The organism is Amycolatopsis mongoliensis, from assembly GCF_030285665.1.
In the GTDB taxonomy this organism is placed as follows: domain Bacteria; phylum Actinomycetota; class Actinomycetes; order Mycobacteriales; family Pseudonocardiaceae; genus Amycolatopsis; species Amycolatopsis mongoliensis.
This window is the reverse complement of record NZ_CP127295.1, coordinates 5,170,561-5,186,310: the sequence shown is the minus strand read 5'-3', so window position 1 is coordinate 5,186,310 and position 15,750 is coordinate 5,170,561. Positions and strand designations below refer to the sequence as shown.

Below are 15,750 nucleotides of genomic sequence, written 5' to 3'. Positions count from 1 at the left end.
GTGCGGCGGATCAACGGGTCCGCCGGGGCCGCCGACCACGTGGTCGTGATCGGGGCCGGGCTGGCCGGGCTTTCGGCGACCCTGCACCTGCTCGGCGCGGGACGGCGCGTCACGCTGCTGGAGCAGGCCGGCGTCCCGGGCGGGCGCGCCGGGCAGGAGAACTTCGACGGCAACGCCGTGGACACCGGCGCGAGCGTGCTGACCATGCCCGAGCTCCTCGAAGAGGCGTTCGCCGCGGTCGGTGAGCCCCTGGCCAAGAACCTGCGCCTGACCCGGCTGGACCCGGCGTACCGGGCGCGGTTCGCCGACGGCAGCACCCTCGCGCTGCGCACCGACGGCGACGCGATGGAAGCCGAGATCCGCGCGTTCGCCGGCGCCCGCGAAGCGGCGGGCTACCGGGCGCTGCGGCGCTGGCTGACCGAGCTGTACGCCGTGCAGAAGGACCGGTTCCTGGCCACGAACTTCGACTCGCCGCTCGACCTGGCCCGCCCCGAGCTGGCGAAGCTCGCGGCGCTCGGCGGGTTCGGCCGGCTCGGCCCGCGCGTCGGCCGCTACCTGCTCGACGAGCGGGTCCGGCGGCTGTTCACCTTCCAGGCGCTCTACGCCGGCCTCGACCCGGCGAGCGCGATCGGCGCGTACGGCGTCATCGCCTACATGGACACCGTCGGCGGCGTCTACTACCCCGAAGGCGGGATGGGCGAGATCGGCCGGGCGATGACCGGTGCGGCGGCCCGGGCGGGCGCGGACGTGCGGTTCGGCACCGAGGCCGCGTGGCTCGAGCGGGTCTCCTCGCGGGTGCGCGCGGTCCGGACGCGCTCGGGCGAGCGGATCTCCTGCGACGCCGTCGTCCTCGCCACCGAGCTGAGCGCGGCCTACCGGCTCATCGGCGCGCGGCCCCGGCGACCGGTGCCGCTGCGGTATTCGCCGTCGGCCGTCGTCCTGCACGGCCGGACGACGCGGGCGTGGGACCTCGGGCACCACACGATCTACTTCGGCGGCGCCTGGGAGCGGACGTTCGCGGAGATCATCCGTGAGGGAAAGCTCATGAGCGACCCGTCGCTGCTGGTCACGCGCCCGACGGCGACCGACCCGGGACTGGCCGGGCGCGGCGGCGAGATCGTCTCGGTGCTCGCGCCGGCGCCGAACCTGCGTCGCGGGCCGATCGACTGGGAACGCGTCCGCGAGCCGTACCGCGAAGAGCTGCTTCGCACGCTCGAAGCGCGCGGGCTGACCGGGTTCGGCGACGGGTTCACCGTCGACGAGACGATCACCCCGGCGGACTGGGCGGCGCGCGGGCTCGCGGCCGGGACGCCGTTCTCGCTGGCGCACACGTTCACGCAGACCGGCCCGTTCCGGCCGGCGAACCTGGTGCGCGCCGCGGGCAACGTGGTGCTCGCCGGCTGCGGCACGACGCCTGGTGTGGGCATCCCGCCCGTGCTCATCTCCGGACGACTGGCAGCGGAAAGGATCACCGGCCGGTGAACGAACTCGACGCCGCGGGCATCACCGGCCCGGCCCTGCGCGCCGCCTACACCGCATGCCGCCGCATCAACGCCCACCACGGGCGCACGTTCTTCCTGGCCACCCGGCTGCTGCCGGCACGGGCCCGGCCGGCCGCGCACACGCTCTACGGGTTCGCGCGGATGGCCGACGAACTGGTCGACAACCCCGCGCCGGGCAGTGACCCGGCGGCCGAGCTGGACCGCGTCGCGGCGATGGTGGACGTCGTCTTCGACGGCGGCACCCCGGCGGACCCGGTGCTCGCGGCACTGGCGGACACCGTGCGCCGGTACGGCATTTCCCGTGATCTGTTCGACGCGTTCCTGAAGTCCATGCGGATGGACCTCGAGCCGATCGAGTACGCGACGTTCGCGGAGCTGGGCGAGTACATGTACGGCTCGGCCGCGGTGATCGGGCTGCAGATGCTGCCGGTGTTCGGCACGGTCGGTGTCCTGGAAGACGCCGAGCCGGGCGCGATCGCGCTCGGCGAGGCGTTCCAGCTGACGAACTTCCTGCGCGACGTCGGCGAAGACCTCGACCGCGGCCGGCTGTACCTGCCGACGCGGGAGCTGGCGGCGTTCGACGTCTCGCGCGAGCTGCTCGAGGCGAGGCGGCCCGACCCGCGGATCCGCGCGGCACTGGCGTACTTCGTCTCGCGGACGCGGGCGGTGTACCGGCGGGCCGAAGCGGGGGTTCCGTTGCTGCGCCCCGAATCGCGGCCCTGCGTGCGGACGGCGCTGACGCTGTACGAAGGCATCCTCGACGAGATCGTGGCCCTGGACTACGACATCCTCACGCGGCGCGCGGTGGTGCCGAAGTCGCGCAGGCTGGTGGTCGCGCTACCCCCCTTGGCCACGGTCTGGGCGCGCGAGACGTTCCGGGGCGGTCGTAGGCTGCGATCATGACCGAACGACGCATCCGGATCGGCCTGCAGCTCCAGCCGCAGCACGCCGACTACGACACCATCCGGCGCACCGCGTCGGCCGCCGAGGACCTCGGCGCCGACATCGTCTTCAACTGGGACCACTTCTACCCGCTGTACGGCGATCCCGAAGGTCAGCACTTCGAGTGCTGGACCATGCTCGGCGCGTGGGCGGAGTCGACGTCGCGGGTGGAGATCGGCGCGCTGGTGACCTGCAACAGCTACCGCAACCCCGAGCTGCTGGCCGACATGGCCCGCACGGTCGACCACATCTCCGGCGGCCGGCTCATCCTCGGCATCGGCTCGGGCTGGTTCGAGAAGGACTACGACGAGTACGGCTACGAGTTCGGCACCGCCGGCGGCCGTCTCGACGACCTGGCGGAGTCGCTGCCGCGCATCGAGGCGCGCTTCGGCAAGCTGAACCCGGCGCCGACCCGCAAGATCCCGGTGCTCATCGGCGGCGGTGGCGAGAAGAAGACCCTCAAGCTGGTCGCCAAGCACGGCGACATCTGGCACGGCTTCGGCGACCCGGAGGTCGTCGAGCGCAAGGTGAAGATCCTCGACCAGCACTGCGCGGACGTCGGCCGCGACCCGGCGGAGATCGAGCGTTCGTGCGGCGTCCAGGGCGAGCCGGACGAACTGGGCCCGAAGCTGCTGGACCTGGGCGTCACGACGTTCACGGTGGGCGTGGGCGGCCCGGACTACGACCTGGGCGCCCTCAAGTCGTGGATCGCCTGGCGCGACAAGACCAACAGCTGAGTTCCATGGTCCGTGAAGGCCTCCTTACCGGCGCTAAGAGCCGGGAAGGAGGCCTTCACGGCTTTGGGGCCCGGTGGGCGGCGACCCGCTCACGCGTCGCGCAGCGCGGGGAGCAGTAGCGGCGCGGACTGCCCCCTCCCGTGTGCGCGAACGGCTTCCCGCACGACGGCGACGCGCACAACCCGCCCGGCACGTCCTGGCGCTCGGCCAGCAGCGAAGCCAACCCCAGCGCCGACGACGTCACCAGCCACGCTCCCCACGGGCCGTCGTCCGCCGCGTCGGCGTGCAGGTGCCAGCCGTAGCCCTCTTCGTGGTTCGTCAGGCGCGGTGGGCCCGCGTACTTCGCGAACAACGCGTTGAGCGCCGAAGCCGCCGAAGCCACGTCGGGCGCCGCGAACACTTCACGCAGCTCGGCCGCAGCCGCACGCAGCTCGACCACGTCCGAAGCGGACAACCGGACATCCGGCTCCCCGTGCGCGCGCAACACCTCCGCGATCACGGCCGGCTCGGCGTCGAAGAGCAGGACGCCCAGCAGGTCGACCGCGCGCTGCACAGAATCCCGGTGCGGAAAGGCCATGTCCCAGTGTAACGTCTTGCTCATGATAAGGCGTTACCTGGCCGGGGCGACGCTGGCGCGGACCGGAGACGAGCTGTCCGGCCCCGCTCTCCTCCTGCTCGGGCTGACCGCGGGCCCGCACGCCGGGGCGGCGCTGCTCGCCGGGCTGACCGCGGCGGCCGCGGTCGGCGGGCCGGTGTTCGGCGCCTTCCTGGATCGCAGCCCGGCACCGGGGCGGCTGCTCGCCACGGCCCTGCTGGGATACGCGGGCGGGATCGCCCTGGTCGCGGCCGTGTTCGGGCAGCTGCCCCTGACCGCGGTCGTGGCCGTCGCCACCGTGACCGGCCTGCTCAACCCGGCCATCGCGGGCGGCTGGACCGCTCAGCTGCCCGCCGTCGCCGGGCCGAAGCTGCCGAAAGCCAGCCGCTTCGACGCGCTGACGTTCACCGCCGCCGCACTCGCCGGTCCCGGGCTCGCGGGATTCCTCGGCGGTCCGGCGGGGCTCGCGGCCGCCGTCGCCCTGGTCGCCGCCGCGGTCCCGGTGGCGTGGACCCTCCCGGGCAGGACGAAACCGAAGAACCGGACCCACCTCAAGGACGGCTTCACGGTCCTCGTGCGCAACGCGCCGCTGAGGCGGGCGACGCTGGCGTCGACGATCTCCTGCGCCGGCATCGGCATGGTCACCGTCTGTTACCCCCTGCTGGGCGCGGCCCACCTCCGCGGCCCGGCGGACGGCGCGCTCCTGCTGACGGTGCTGGCGACCGCGTCCCTGCTGGCCAACGCGGTCTTCGCGAAGAATCCGCTGCCGTGGGCGCCGGACCGGACGGTTTGGCTGAGCACGCTGGTGCTGGCCGCGAGCGCCACGCTGGCGGCGGCCGCCGACGACCTCACGCTGCTGGTCGTGGCGGCCGCCGTCGCCGGGTTCGGCGAAGGACCGCAGCTCACGGCGTTGTTCGCGATCCGCCACCGCGAAGCGCCCGAGCACGTCCGCGCGCAGGTGTTCACGACGGCGGCGAGCGTGAAGATCACCGGCCTGGCCGCCGGAGCGGCTCTAGCCGGCCCGCTCGCGATGTGGTCGCTCCCGGCGTGCCTGGTCACCGCCGCAGCGGTTCAGCTCCTCGCCGCGCTGCCGTATCTGCGCAGGTCAGAACGCCATCGCCTGCGCGCGCCGCTTCACCTCGGTGCCGTGACTGGTGCGCAGGGCGTTGATCGGGGTGCTGCCCGGCAGGCTGTCGTCGGTCGTGAACAGCCACCGCAGCATCTCGGTCCGGGAGAACCCGGAGTCGGCGAGCACTGTGATCGTCCCGGCCAGGCCCTTCACGATCCCGTCCTTGACGAAGAAGGCACCGGGCACGCACAGGTCGCCGTCGCGCTTGAAGGCGATCAGCTGCCCGTCCCGCAGCATCTGGCGGACCTTGTTGGCCGAAGTCCCGAGGACGTTCGCGACCTCTCCCAGCGGGAGGACCGCGATGGCGGTGTCGAGGACGTCGTCGGCGACAGGAATACCACTCACACGTGACACTCTGCCACATTCCGCACTCACGCCCGTTAGTGCGCACGGGTGACCCGCGAGGTCTCCTCCACCAACCGTGTGCGGTTCCGTACGATCCATACTCGTGACTCGCACCCAACCCAGCCTGGTCGGCACGCTCCTCGAGCGGCGCTACCGGGTGGACCGGCTGCTCGCGCACGGGGGGATGTCCTCCGTCTACCGGGGGACCGACACCCGGCTGGACCGTCCGGTCGCGATCAAGATCATGGACCCGCGCTTCGCCGACGACCGGTCGTTCGTGGACCGGTTCGTGCGGGAAGCGCAGTCGGCGGCGCAGCTGCACCACCCGCACGTGGTGGCGGTGCACGATCAGGGGTTCGACCTGCCCCAGGGCGCCGAGTCCGGGCTCGCGTTCCTGGTCATGGAGCTGGTCGACGGCGGGACGCTGCGCGACCTGCTGGACGACCAGGGCCCGCTGGACGTCGCGCTGGCGCTGAGCGTCGCCGAGCCGGTGCTCTCGGCGCTGGCCGCCGCGCACCGGGCCGGGCTGGTGCACCGCGACGTCAAGCCGGAGAACGTGCTGATCGGCCGGTCCGGGCCGCACACCGGCGGCGTCGTGAAGGTCGCCGACTTCGGCCTGGTGCGAGCCGTGGCGAGCGCGGGCACGACGAGCTCCAGCGTCATCCTGGGCACGGTCGCCTACCTGTCGCCGGAACAGGTCGAGACCGGCGCGGCGTCCGCGCGGGGTGACGTCTACTCGGCCGGCATCCTGCTCTACGAAATGCTCACCGGGCAGGTGCCCTACACCGGCGACACCGCGATCTCGGTGGCGTACCGGCACGTGAACGACGACGTCCCGCGCCCGAGCGAGCTGCGCCCGGACCTGCCGCCCGCGCTGGACGAGCTGATCACCCGCGCGACCCGCCGCGACCCGGAGCTGCGCCCCGCCGACGCCGGGGACTTCCTGACCGAGCTGACCGCGGTGCGCGCGCAGCTGGGCCTGCTGCCGGTGACCGTGCCGGTCCCCGTCTCCCACGGCCAGGGCGACCTCGCCGACACCGAGCGCACGCTGCCGCGGATCCCGCAGGTGCTGCCGGACTCCGAGAAGACGATGCCGGTGCACCGCCCGAACGCGACGCGGGCGCTGAGCCACCCGGGCACCCCGCCTCCGGGCATCACCCAGCAGATCCCGCCGGCGCGGCCGCCGGTGCCGCGGCGCCGCGGCGAGGCGGAACCGGAGAAGCCGAAGGACAACCGGAAGCGGATCGCGGTGATCGCTGCCGCGGTGCTGCTCTTCGGCGGGCTGATCACGGCCTTCGTCTTCATGCTGACCGACACCGGTGGCGACAAGACCGCGACCGTGCCGAAGCTCGTCGGGCTCAACCAGGCCGCGGCGGGCGACGCGCTGCGGGCGGTGAAGCTGAACCCGCAGTTCAGCCAGGAGTTCGACAACTCCGTGCCGTCGAACACCGTGCTGCGCGCCGAACCCGCGGAGGGCACGCCGCTGGCGCCGAACTCGCTGGTGTCGGTCGTGCTGTCGAAGGGTCGCCCGACCGTGCCGGACATCCGGCCGGGCACCGCGCTGCCCGACGCCGAGCAGGCGATCAAGACCGCGCAGCTGACGCCGGTCCGCGGGGGCGACGACTACGACGCCGAGGTCCCGCAGGGCGCGGTCATCCGCACCACGCCGGGCGCGGGCAGCCAGCTGAACATCGGCGGCCAGGTCACGATCATCGTGTCGAAGGGCCCGATCCCGCTGCCGCCGGTCCCGGACGTCACCGGGCGGAGCAAGGACGAGGCGTTCCAGCTGCTGCAGCAGGCCGGGTTCGAGCCGTTCCAGGCTGGCGAGGAGTTCAACCAGAACGTCCCGGGCGGGGCCGTCACCCGGACCGACCCACCGGCCAACGCGCAGGCCAGGGAGAAGCGGATCGGCGTCTTCGTCAACAACGCCGTCCAGGTGCCCGACGTCCGGTTCCGCTCGTTCGACGACGCCCAGAAGATCCTCGAGCAGGCCGGGCTGAAGGCCGACCGCGACGGCAAGGGCGGCGGCCGCGGCGGTGGCGGCGGCGGGTTCGACTTCGTCTTCCAGCAGGACCCGCAACCGGGCACGTTCGTGCAGAAGGGCAGCAAGGTCAAGCTGAAGGGCTTCGGGGGATGATCGGCAGCCGAGGCCGCGTGACCGGCACGATCGGCCCCGGCCTCGTCGGCGAGGTGCTCCTGAACGTCCGGGGCGGCACGGAGGCGTTCTACGCCTACCCGGCCGACCCGGACGAGACGTACTCCTCCGGCACGCAGGTGCTCGTGGTCGACTTCGAACCCCCGCGGACGGTTTATGTGGAACGGTGGCAACCGCTGAGCCGCTGACGGCGTCGAAGAGGCACCAACGCACCCACAACAGAAGAGCGAGGGGGTCGGTGCCATGAGTCTCCTGGAAATCCTGCTGCTTTCCGCCGGCGGAGTCATCGTCGCGCTGCTGGTGATCTTCGGGATCCTGCGGCTGCTGTACAAGGTCGCGGAACCGAACGAAGCGCTGATCATCTCCGGGCTCGGCGTCCGGGTCGACCGCGCGGACACCGCGGACAGCCTGGGCTTCAAGATCATCACCGGCCGCGGGGTGAACGTCCTGCCCGGCTTCCAGACCGCGCGGCGGCTGTCGCTGGACACCCGGGGCGTCAACCTGCAGGTCTCCTGCGTGACGAAGCAGGGGCTGCCGGTCACCGTGCGGGCCGTGGTCATCTACAAGGTCGGCGACGACTTCGCCTCGATCGCCAACGCCGCCCGCCGGTTCCTGGACCAGCAGAAGGGCATGAACGACACGATCCACGAGCTGTTCTCCGGGCACCTGCGCTCGATCGTGGGCGGGCTGACCATCGAGGAGATGATCCACAACCGGGACGCGCTCACCGGCGAGGTGCGCCAGTCCTCGGCCACCGAGATGATCAAGCTGGGGCTGATCGTCGACTCGCTGCAGATCCAGGAGATCGACGACGAGTCGGGCTACATCCTCAACCTCGGCAAGCCGCACGCCGCCGCGATCGCCGCGTCGGCCCGCATCGCCGAGGCGCAGCGCGACCAGGAGGCCGCCGAGGTCGAGCAGGTCTCCGCGGCGAAGAAGGCGGCGGCGGTCCGCGAGAGCCAGATCCAGCAGGCCGGCTACCAGGCCGAGGTGGACGAGGCGCGGGCGAAGGCGTCGCAGTCGGGGCCGCTGGCCGAGGCGACCGCGCGCCAGGAGGTCGTCGTCCAGGAGACCCGGGCCGCCGAGCTGGAGGCGGCGCTGGCCGAGCAGCGGCTGCAGTCGCAGGTCCGCAAGCCGGCCGACGCGAAGGCGTACGACACGCGCACGACGGCCGACGCCGCCCGTGACGCTTCGATCGCCAAGGCGCAGGCCGAGGCGAAGGAGACCGAGCTGCGGGCCGCGGCGGACGCGACCCGCGTGAAGACGGCCGCCGACGCCGAGGCGCAGGCCACGAAGGCGCGTGCCGAGGCGATGGCCGGCGCGACCCGGGCGACCGGTGAGGCCGAGGCCGCCGCGGCCAAGGCCCGTGGCATCGCCGAGGCGGAGGCCGCCAAGGCGAAGGGTCTCGCCGAAGCGGAGTCGGCCCGGGCGAAGGGCCTGGCCGAGGCGGACGCCATCAAGGCGCGCGCCGCGGCGCTGGCGGAGAACCAGGAGGCCGTCGTCGCGCAGCAGCTGGCCGAGCGCTGGCCCGAGATCGTCGAGGCGGGCGCCAGCGCGTTCGGCAACGTCGACCACATGGTCGTGCTCAACGGCGCCGACGGCATGTCCGACATGTTCGCCAAGGCGCTGTCGCTCGGCGGAACCGGTCTCGGCCTGGCCCGGCAGCTGATGGACGCCATGGGCAAGCCGGCCGAGAAGGAGCTCGACGAGTCCTCCCGGCGCAACGGCGAACTCAAGTTGAGCGACTGACGAGTCACTCTGCGTACGGCTCTTGTGTCCGGGATCACGGGAGGCAAGAGCCGTACGCCCGTTCGGGGGCGGAAATTCGCGGGCGGTTGTCCTACCGTGGGCGCATGGTGCCGGACAGCGTGTCGCGGGCCGTCCGATGAGCTTCTTCACCGGCGGTCCCCGTGAGCGTCCCCTGTTCCCCGTGCCGGAGCAGGAGCTCTACGCGTTCAACGGCCGGCACTGGACCGATCCCCCGCGCGAGCACATCGTCCCGGCGGTGCTGGCGCTGGCGCAGCCGCTGGGGCGGTCCGAACGCACGGTGGTGGCGCTGCGGTTCGTCGAGGTGTGGCCCGAGGCGCTGACGCTGCGCATCACGGTCTACTCCCGGGACAGCCTGGTCGACGACCCCGCCGAGGGGCTGATCGACCACCGGCGCAAGCCCGACTACAACGGGCTGCTCATCGGCGTGCTCTACGCCGACGGCAGCCGGGCGAGCTCCGAGACGATCTCGGTGCCGTCGGCGTCCGAACCGGAGGACCCGGTGCTGCGGGCGCAGCCCGTCGGCGGCACGCGCTTCGCCGTCGAGCACGAAGTGTTCCTGTGGCCGCTCCCGCCGGCCGGCCCGCTGAAGCTGGTCGTGCAGTGGACGGACCGCGAGATCCCCGAGACGCGCACGACGCTGGACGGCGGCGCGATCCGGGCCGCGGCGAAGGACGCCGCGGAGATCTGGCCGGGGCTGGGCAGGCGGCAGGTGAACGGCCTGCCGGTGCGCCGCGTCGGCAAGCAGGTGGCGCTCACCCCCGATTGGGGGACCTCCGTGGTGCGGGCGGAAGAGCCCGGGTCCACCCCCGCGGAGTAGCGCGTTTCCTGATCTGTGACCCCGCGCACCGGCGCCCGGGGTATCTCGAATGGATGAACGGGGTCGGTAGTTAGCGTCGTGGAAACACTTCGACCACCCGCCCGTCATGTCGGGCTGGTGCAGTGGAGTTCGCTCCCTTCCGACGCACGTGGCCGTGCACACCCGCGAACCCGGAAAGGTCGCCCATGGCAGGCTCTCCGCTCAGCGCGCTCGACGTCGCTTTCCTTTGCCTGGAAAGCGAAACCTCCCCGATGCACATGGGAGCGGTGGTCACCTTCACCGCCCGCGGCCCGGTGGACCCCGCCGCGGTGACCGCCTTGCTGGCCGAACGGGCCGCCCGGCTGCCGAAGCTGCGTCAGCGTGCCCGTGCGGAGCTGTTCCCGCCGGGGTCGGCCAGCTGGGCCGAAGACCCGGACTTCGTTGCGGCGGACCACATCCACCACGTCACGCTGAGTTCGCTGTACGAGCCGGACCCGCTCGCGGCGTACGCCTCGCAGTGGATCGCCGAGCCGCTCGACACGTCCCGGCCGCTGTGGCACGTCACCCTGGTCACCGGGCTGCCGGACGGGAAGTTCGCCCTGCTGCTGAAACTGCACCACGCGCTCACCGACGGCGCCGGCGCGTACGCCGTCGCGGCCGGCCTGCTCGACGGCGTCAAGCTGCCGGAGCGGATCTCGCCGCCGCGGCCGGCCCCGGCCCCACGGTCCACTTTGGACACGGTGAAGGGCGCGCTGGGCACGGTCTGGGACCAGGCGAACGAGACGGCCGGGATCGCGTCGTCCCTCGTGCGGGCCGCGCGCCCGCCCCTCTCGCCGATCTCGGCGCCGACGTCGGCCGAACGCCGGCTCGGCTTCGTGCGGGTGCCGCTGGCGGAGCTGCGCCGGGTGCGCCGGGCCCACGGCGGCACGACCAACGACGTGGTGCTGGCGGTGCTCTCCGGCGCACTGCGCGAATGGCTGGTGAACCGCGGCCACCGCGCCGACGGCCGCACGCTGCGCGCGCTGATCCCGGTGAGCGTGCGCGGCCGGGCCGCCGACCAGGTCGGCGGCAACAAGCTGTCCGGGTACCTGTGCGACCTGCCGGTCGGCGAAGACGATCCGGTCGAGCGGCTGCGGGTGGTCCGCCGGGCGATGACCCGCAACAAGGCGGCGGGCCCGAGCCGCGGCGCGGGGGCGCTCCCGCTGCTGGCCGGCCGCGTCCCGCCGCTGCTGCACCGCCTGGGCACGCGCACGGCGGGGCTGGCCGCGCCGATGCTGTTCGACCTGGTGATCACGACGGTCCCGGTGCCCCCGGCCCGCCTGTCCCTCGGCGGCGCCCGGCTGGCGGAGGTCTACCCGTTCGTCCCGCTGGCCCCGCGCCACGCGGTCGGCATCGCGGTGGCGACGTACCGCGACTCGGTCCACATCGGACTGCAGGCCAACGGCGAGGCGGTGCCGGACGTGGGTTCCCTGCGGGACGCGGTGCTGAAGTCCGTGGACCGCCTCCTCGACGCCTCCTGACCCGAGCGCCCCAATGTGGCGTTCGGTGCGTCCCACGCACCCAATGTGGCGTTCGGTGCGTCCCACGCAACCAACGCCACATTGGGGCGTTCCGGGCCCGGTCAGCCGCGGAGCATCTCCGCGACCAGGAACGCCAGCTCCAGGGACTGCTGCGTGTTCAGGCGCGGGTCGCAGGCCGTCTCGTAGCGGCCCGACAGGTCGACGTCCGAGATCTCCTGGGCGCCGCCCAGGCACTCCGTGACGTCTTCGCCCGTCAGCTCCACGTGGATGCCGCCCGGGTAGGTGCCCAGCTGGTTGTGCACCTCGAAGAAGCCCTGGACCTCGTCGACGATCCGGTCGAAGTGGCGGGTCTTGTAGCCGGTGGACGACTCGTGCGTGTTGCCGTGCATCGGGTCGCACTGCCAGATGACCTTGTGCCCGGACGCCTCGACCTTCTCCACGATCGCCGGGAGCACTTCGCGGACGTTGCCGTTGCCCATCCGGGCGATCAGCGTGAGGCGCCCCGGCTCGTTGCGCGGGTCGAGCCGCTCGACGTACTCCACGGCCTGGTCGGGCGTGGTGGTCGGGCCGATCTTCAACCCGATCGGGTTGGCCAGCAGCTCGGCGAACGCGATGTGCGCGCCGTCCAGCTGCCGGGTCCGCTCGCCGACCCAGAGGAAGTGCGACGACAGGTTGTACAGCTTCGGGTTCGCCGCGTCGGCGTTGTCCAGGCGCAGCATCGAACGCTCGTAGTCGAGCAGCAGCGCTTCGTGGCTGGCGAAGATCTCGGTGGACTGCAGCGACGTGTCCGTCACCCCGCAGGCCGACATGAACCGCAGGCCGCGGTCGATCTCGTTGGCCAGCGCTTCGAAGCGCTGCGCCGCCGGCGACGCCGACACGAAGTCCTTGTTCCAGTCGTGCACCTGGTGCAGGTCGGCCATGCCGGCGCCGGTGAGGGCGCGGACCAGGTTCATCGCCGCGCCCGCGTTCGCGTAGGCGCGGATCATCCGGCCCGGGTCCGGCACGCGCAGCTCGGGCTTCGCGACCAGCGAGTTGATGATGTCGCCGCGGTACACCGGCAGGCCCAGCGCGTCCGTCGCGGCCGAGCGCGGCTTGGCGTACTGGCCGGCGATGCGCCCGACCTTGACCACCGGCAGGCTCGCGCCGTAGGTCAGCACGACCGCCATCTGCAGCAGGGTGCGCAGGTTGGCGCGGATGTGCGGCTCGGTGTTGGACTCGAACGTCTCCGCGCAGTCGCCGCCCTGCAGGAGGAAGGCCTCGCCCCGGGCGACCATCGCCAGCCGGCTCTTGAGCCGGTCGATCTCGGCCGGGACGGTGATCGGCGGCACGCTCTCCAGCACGCTGCGGACCCGGCGGGTCGCGGCTGGGTCGGGCCACTCCGGTTGCTGAGCGGCCGGCAGGGCCAGCGCCTTGTCGAGCTGCTCCCGGAGCTCGGGCGGCAGCGGCGGCAGTTCGGGCAGCGTGTCGACGGGGACGTCCACAGTCCAGTTCACGAACACCAGGATAAGGTTCCCGCCCCGCTTCGCTTCGCCCGGTTCGCTCCCGAGCTGGCAGACCCCTGGATCTGTCGTCGATACACCTCGCGATTTCCCCGCCGAGCTGCGGACTCGTGCCTGGTCGACCGAGCACGAGTCCGCACGGTGGGAGAAGGCTCGGCAGCGCCGTCCGGAAGCGGACGATTTTTCTCCTCGTTTTCCTCCGCGAGGGAAAACCTCACCGGCCGGACGGGCAGGAACCGTCCGCCGTAGGAAAGACCCCGTCACGCAGATAGGCCAGCACCACGGCGTTCCCGCACGCGTTTTCCCTCGTGAAGACGCCGTGGCCGCCCGCGTCGACGGTCACGATCCGCGCCCGGTTCCCGAACGCCGCTCGCGTTTCGCGCGCTCCCGAAAGCGGGGTCGCCGGGTCGCGCAGGTTCTGCACCAGCAGGACGCCGGCCGGGCCGGGTCCGCCGACGCGCACCGGGGGTTCGGTGCGCTCGACGGGCCAGGACGCGCACGGGTTCACGTTCGCCGCGGCCGGGCCGAACATCGGGTGCCGCACCCGTTCGCGCTCGACCGCGCGCTGGTAGTAGCCGATCCGCTCGGGCCAGTCGGAGTCGTTGCAGATCACCTGGAGCTGCAGCGACGCGCGGGTGTCGCCGTCGAGCGGGCCGGCCGCGACGCGGGCACCGCCCGCCCATTCCGCGGCCAGCGCGGGGAAGCGCGCGTCGTCGTAGAGCCCGTTCCACGTGTCCGAGCGGAACTCCGGCCCGCGGGTCGCGGCCAGCTCGAAGAACTTCGCCGACACCTGCGCGGGGGTCCGACCCAGGTGGTAGCCGTCGTCGCGGGCCGCGGCCCAGGCGGCGAAGTCCGGGAACCGGTCGTCGAAGCCTTCGGCGAAGCGCTGGTTGGCGCGGACGTCGAGGCCGCGCGGGCCGAGGACGCTGTCGAGCACGATCCGGTCGCCGCGGTCGGGGAACATCGACGCGTAGGCGGCGCCGAGGTAGCTGCCGTACGAGACGCCGTAGTAGGAGATCTTCTTCTCCCCCAGTGCTTCCCGGATGCGGTCGAGGTCGCGCGCGGTGTTCGCGGTCGTCATGTGCGGCAGCAGGTCCGCCGTCGCCGCCTCGCCGCACTGTTTCGCGACGACACGCGCTTTCGCCGCCGTGGCGACGACGTCAAGCGGGCCGTCCGCGTACGGGCCGAGGACGGCTCCGCGCTGCTCGGGCGTCATGTCGCAGGTCACCGGCGTGCTGTAGCCGGTGCCGCGCGGGTCGAAGCCGATGACGTCGTAGGCGTCCGGCAGGCCGGAACCGCCCATCCGCTCCAGCAGCTGGGCGGGCATGGCGAGCCCGGGACTGCCCGGGCCGCCGGGGTTCATCAGCAGCACACCGCGGCGCTTGCCCGGAGTGCCGGCGTGCCGGGAGAGCGTCAGCTCGATGGTGCGGTCCGGGTGCGCGTAGTCCAGCGGCACGCGCAGTTCCGCGCATTCGAGCCCCGCGGTCGGCGACGGCGACATGCCGTAGTCCGGGCAGGGCGTCGTCCACTCGAGACGCGGTGCCGCGTCCGCCGGCGACGGTGCAGCGAGCAGGGGCAGGAATGCCAGGAGTACCAATGCTTTTCGCATGCTCCGAGCATGACCCGGTACGAGCGCGCGGACGTCAGCCCAGGGGCCGGACCTGCCGGTCCTCCCCGGGCTGACGGCGGTCACGCGGCTTGCGCGCGGTTGTACAGGTTCTGCGCGTCGGTGCCGAAGTACGGCCCGAACATGTAACCGGGCAGGAAGGTGTAGCCGAAGCTGTTCACCGAGGCCTGGACGCCGGACCCGGTGCCCTCGTCGAACGACAGGAACCACGGCCCGCCGCTGGAGCCGCCGGTCATGTTGCAGTTCATGCCGTGGTCCTTGGTCAGCAGGAAGTCGGTGAACGTCGTTCCGCTGCAGTAGATCAGCTTCGTGCCGTCGTAGGGCGCCGCGGCCGGGTAGCCGAAGGTGTACATGTTCTGGTTCTTCGGCTGGTTGAAGGCGATGCCCTGCGCGCCGACGACGTCGGTGAGCCGCTGCCCGTTCAGCGGGTTCACCACGGCCATGCCGACGTCGTAGTTCATGTCCTCACTGGCTTCCCACTGCGGGGTCGTCAGCGTCGTCTTCGCCGCCCACTGGCCGTAGGGCGCGTTGCCGTTGTCGTAGCCGGGGACGAAGGTCCACTGCGTGTGCCAGGTGCCCTGGTACTTCACGCAGTGGCCGGCGGTGACGACGACGCTGCCGTTGGTGCTGGTGACGGCGTCACCGGAGCAGGAGGCGTTCTGGCCGTTGAAGACGAAGAACACGCGCCCGGCGGTGTGGGTGACCTGACCGCCGCCGGTCCAGGCGCCGCCGCCGTTCGGGATGCTCTGAATGACGGCGCTCTGCCCGCGTGCCACGTCCTTCGGCGTGAACGCGGGCGCCTTGACGAGGTTGTCCATCGGGATGGCCGCCCGCATGGCGTCGGGCGTCCAAAAGGGTTTCGGCGCGGCCTGGGCGGGCATGCCGACCAGGGCGAACGCGAGGGAGAGGACCGCGGTGACGACCGCTGCCCGGAGAGCCGTGTGCTTCAAGACGCCCACCTTCCGCCGAGGTGAATTGCCGCGAAACCGGCACAGTTACTCGAAAGTAGTTGTCCGTGTACACAGAGCACAGCCACCGTTCGGCGTAATGGGTCGAAACGGTCGAAAGCCCCTCACCGCGCCTGCGGGCTCGGCTGCGTCGCCTCCGGTGCAGTGAATGACTCATTCACTGCA

15 protein-coding genes are annotated in these 15,750 nt (G+C 72.3%); 8 read left to right on the top strand and 7 right to left on the bottom strand.

The window, feature by feature from the left end:
- Genes crtI through QRX60_RS25320 form a run of 3 tightly spaced genes read left to right on the top strand, consistent with a single transcriptional unit; the run spans nucleotide 1 to nucleotide 3,181 of the window.
- Nucleotides 1–1,482, top strand: a complete 1,482-nt coding sequence (gene crtI, locus QRX60_RS25330; RefSeq protein WP_286003264.1) for a phytoene desaturase family protein — start codon at nucleotides 1–3, stop codon at nucleotides 1,480–1,482.
- A complete protein-coding gene (locus QRX60_RS25325) occupies nucleotides 1,479–2,405 on the top strand; it encodes a phytoene/squalene synthase family protein (protein ID WP_286003263.1) in 927 nt (308 codons plus the stop codon). The genes crtI and QRX60_RS25325 overlap by 4 nt, the downstream gene beginning before the upstream one ends.
- Entirely contained in the window at nucleotides 2,402–3,181 is a 780-nt protein-coding gene (locus tag QRX60_RS25320; protein ID WP_286003262.1) for an LLM class F420-dependent oxidoreductase, read from the top strand. The genes QRX60_RS25325 and QRX60_RS25320 overlap by 4 nt, the downstream gene beginning before the upstream one ends.
- Before the next feature lie 55 nt (nucleotides 3,182–3,236).
- Here QRX60_RS25320 and QRX60_RS25315 read toward each other — a convergent pair whose 3' ends face one another.
- The 4 genes from QRX60_RS25315 to QRX60_RS25300 all read right to left on the bottom strand — a co-directional run bounded on the left by QRX60_RS25315 (nucleotide 3,237) and on the right by QRX60_RS25300 (nucleotide 5,250).
- Nucleotides 3,237–3,758 (bottom strand): CGNR zinc finger domain-containing protein, encoded by a 522-nt coding sequence (locus tag QRX60_RS25315; protein WP_286003690.1) that lies wholly within the window; start codon nucleotides 3,756–3,758, stop codon nucleotides 3,237–3,239.
- Nucleotides 3,759–4,118: 360 nt separating this feature from the next.
- On the bottom strand, nucleotides 4,119–4,421 hold the full coding sequence (locus tag QRX60_RS25310) for a hypothetical protein (RefSeq protein WP_286003261.1): 303 nt from the start codon (nucleotides 4,419–4,421) through the stop codon (nucleotides 4,119–4,121).
- 6 nt (nucleotides 4,422–4,427) lie between these two features.
- A complete protein-coding gene (locus QRX60_RS25305; protein WP_286003260.1) occupies nucleotides 4,428–4,766 on the bottom strand; it encodes a hypothetical protein in 339 nt (112 codons plus the stop codon).
- Between the two features lie 115 nt (nucleotides 4,767–4,881).
- Nucleotides 4,882–5,250, bottom strand: coding sequence for an Rv2175c family DNA-binding protein (locus QRX60_RS25300; RefSeq protein WP_286003259.1), 369 nt, complete (start codon nucleotides 5,248–5,250; stop codon nucleotides 4,882–4,884).
- A 103-nt stretch (nucleotides 5,251–5,353) separates the two neighbouring features.
- Here QRX60_RS25300 and QRX60_RS25295 point away from each other — a divergent pair, with 103 nt between their 5' ends.
- From QRX60_RS25295 to QRX60_RS25275, 5 genes are all read left to right on the top strand, one after another.
- Nucleotides 5,354–7,387, top strand: coding sequence for a PASTA domain-containing protein (locus QRX60_RS25295; protein ID WP_286003258.1), 2,034 nt, complete (start codon nucleotides 5,354–5,356; stop codon nucleotides 7,385–7,387).
- Nucleotides 7,384–7,593 (top strand): hypothetical protein, encoded by a 210-nt coding sequence (locus tag QRX60_RS25290; protein WP_286003257.1) that lies wholly within the window; start codon nucleotides 7,384–7,386, stop codon nucleotides 7,591–7,593. The genes QRX60_RS25295 and QRX60_RS25290 overlap by 4 nt, the downstream gene beginning before the upstream one ends.
- Before the next feature lie 55 nt (nucleotides 7,594–7,648).
- Entirely contained in the window at nucleotides 7,649–9,154 is a 1,506-nt protein-coding gene (locus tag QRX60_RS25285; protein WP_286003256.1) for an SPFH domain-containing protein, read from the top strand.
- A 136-nt stretch (nucleotides 9,155–9,290) separates the two neighbouring features.
- On the top strand, nucleotides 9,291–9,992 hold the full coding sequence (locus QRX60_RS25280; protein ID WP_286003255.1) for a hypothetical protein: 702 nt from the start codon (nucleotides 9,291–9,293) through the stop codon (nucleotides 9,990–9,992).
- Nucleotides 9,993–10,177: 185 nt separating this feature from the next.
- Nucleotides 10,178–11,491, top strand: coding sequence for a wax ester/triacylglycerol synthase family O-acyltransferase (locus QRX60_RS25275; protein ID WP_286003254.1), 1,314 nt, complete (start codon nucleotides 10,178–10,180; stop codon nucleotides 11,489–11,491).
- Between the two features lie 101 nt (nucleotides 11,492–11,592).
- Here the strand turns inward: QRX60_RS25275 and QRX60_RS25270 are convergent, their stop codons facing one another.
- The 3 genes from QRX60_RS25270 to QRX60_RS25260 all read right to left on the bottom strand — a co-directional run bounded on the left by QRX60_RS25270 (nucleotide 11,593) and on the right by QRX60_RS25260 (nucleotide 15,567).
- Complete coding sequence (locus tag QRX60_RS25270; RefSeq protein WP_286003253.1) at nucleotides 11,593–12,984, bottom strand: class II 3-deoxy-7-phosphoheptulonate synthase; 1,392 nt, start codon at nucleotides 12,982–12,984, stop codon at nucleotides 11,593–11,595.
- 220 nt (nucleotides 12,985–13,204) lie between these two features.
- Nucleotides 13,205–14,599 carry an alpha/beta hydrolase gene (locus QRX60_RS25265; RefSeq protein WP_286003252.1) on the bottom strand — a complete coding sequence of 465 codons (1,395 nt, stop codon included), beginning with the start codon at nucleotides 14,597–14,599 and terminating at the stop codon, nucleotides 13,205–13,207.
- Between the two features lie 80 nt (nucleotides 14,600–14,679).
- Entirely contained in the window at nucleotides 14,680–15,567 is an 888-nt protein-coding gene (locus QRX60_RS25260; RefSeq protein WP_286003251.1) for a trypsin-like serine peptidase, read from the bottom strand.
- Between the last annotated feature and the right edge of the window lie 183 nt (nucleotides 15,568–15,750).

What these genes read in the sequence shown, in the direction of transcription:
- QRX60_RS25285 (WP_286003256.1), top strand. Translation starts at nt 7,649, where the DNA reads ATGAGTCTCCTGGAAATCCTGCTGCTTTCCGCCGGCGGAGTCATCGTC.
- QRX60_RS25275 (WP_286003254.1), top strand. Translation starts at nt 10,178, where the DNA reads ATGGCAGGCTCTCCGCTCAGCGCGCTCGACGTCGCTTTCCTTTGCCTG.
- QRX60_RS25320 (WP_286003262.1), top strand. Translation starts at nt 2,402, where the DNA reads ATGACCGAACGACGCATCCGGATCGGCCTGCAGCTCCAGCCGCAGCAC.
- QRX60_RS25280 (WP_286003255.1), top strand. Translation starts at nt 9,291, where the DNA reads ATGAGCTTCTTCACCGGCGGTCCCCGTGAGCGTCCCCTGTTCCCCGTG.
- QRX60_RS25265 (WP_286003252.1), bottom strand. Translation starts at nt 14,599, where the DNA reads ATGCGAAAAGCATTGGTACTCCTGGCATTCCTGCCCCTGCTCGCTGCA.
- QRX60_RS25290 (WP_286003257.1), top strand. Translation starts at nt 7,384, where the DNA reads ATGATCGGCAGCCGAGGCCGCGTGACCGGCACGATCGGCCCCGGCCTC.
- QRX60_RS25315 (WP_286003690.1), bottom strand. Translation starts at nt 3,758, where the DNA reads ATGGCCTTTCCGCACCGGGATTCTGTGCAGCGCGCGGTCGACCTGCTG.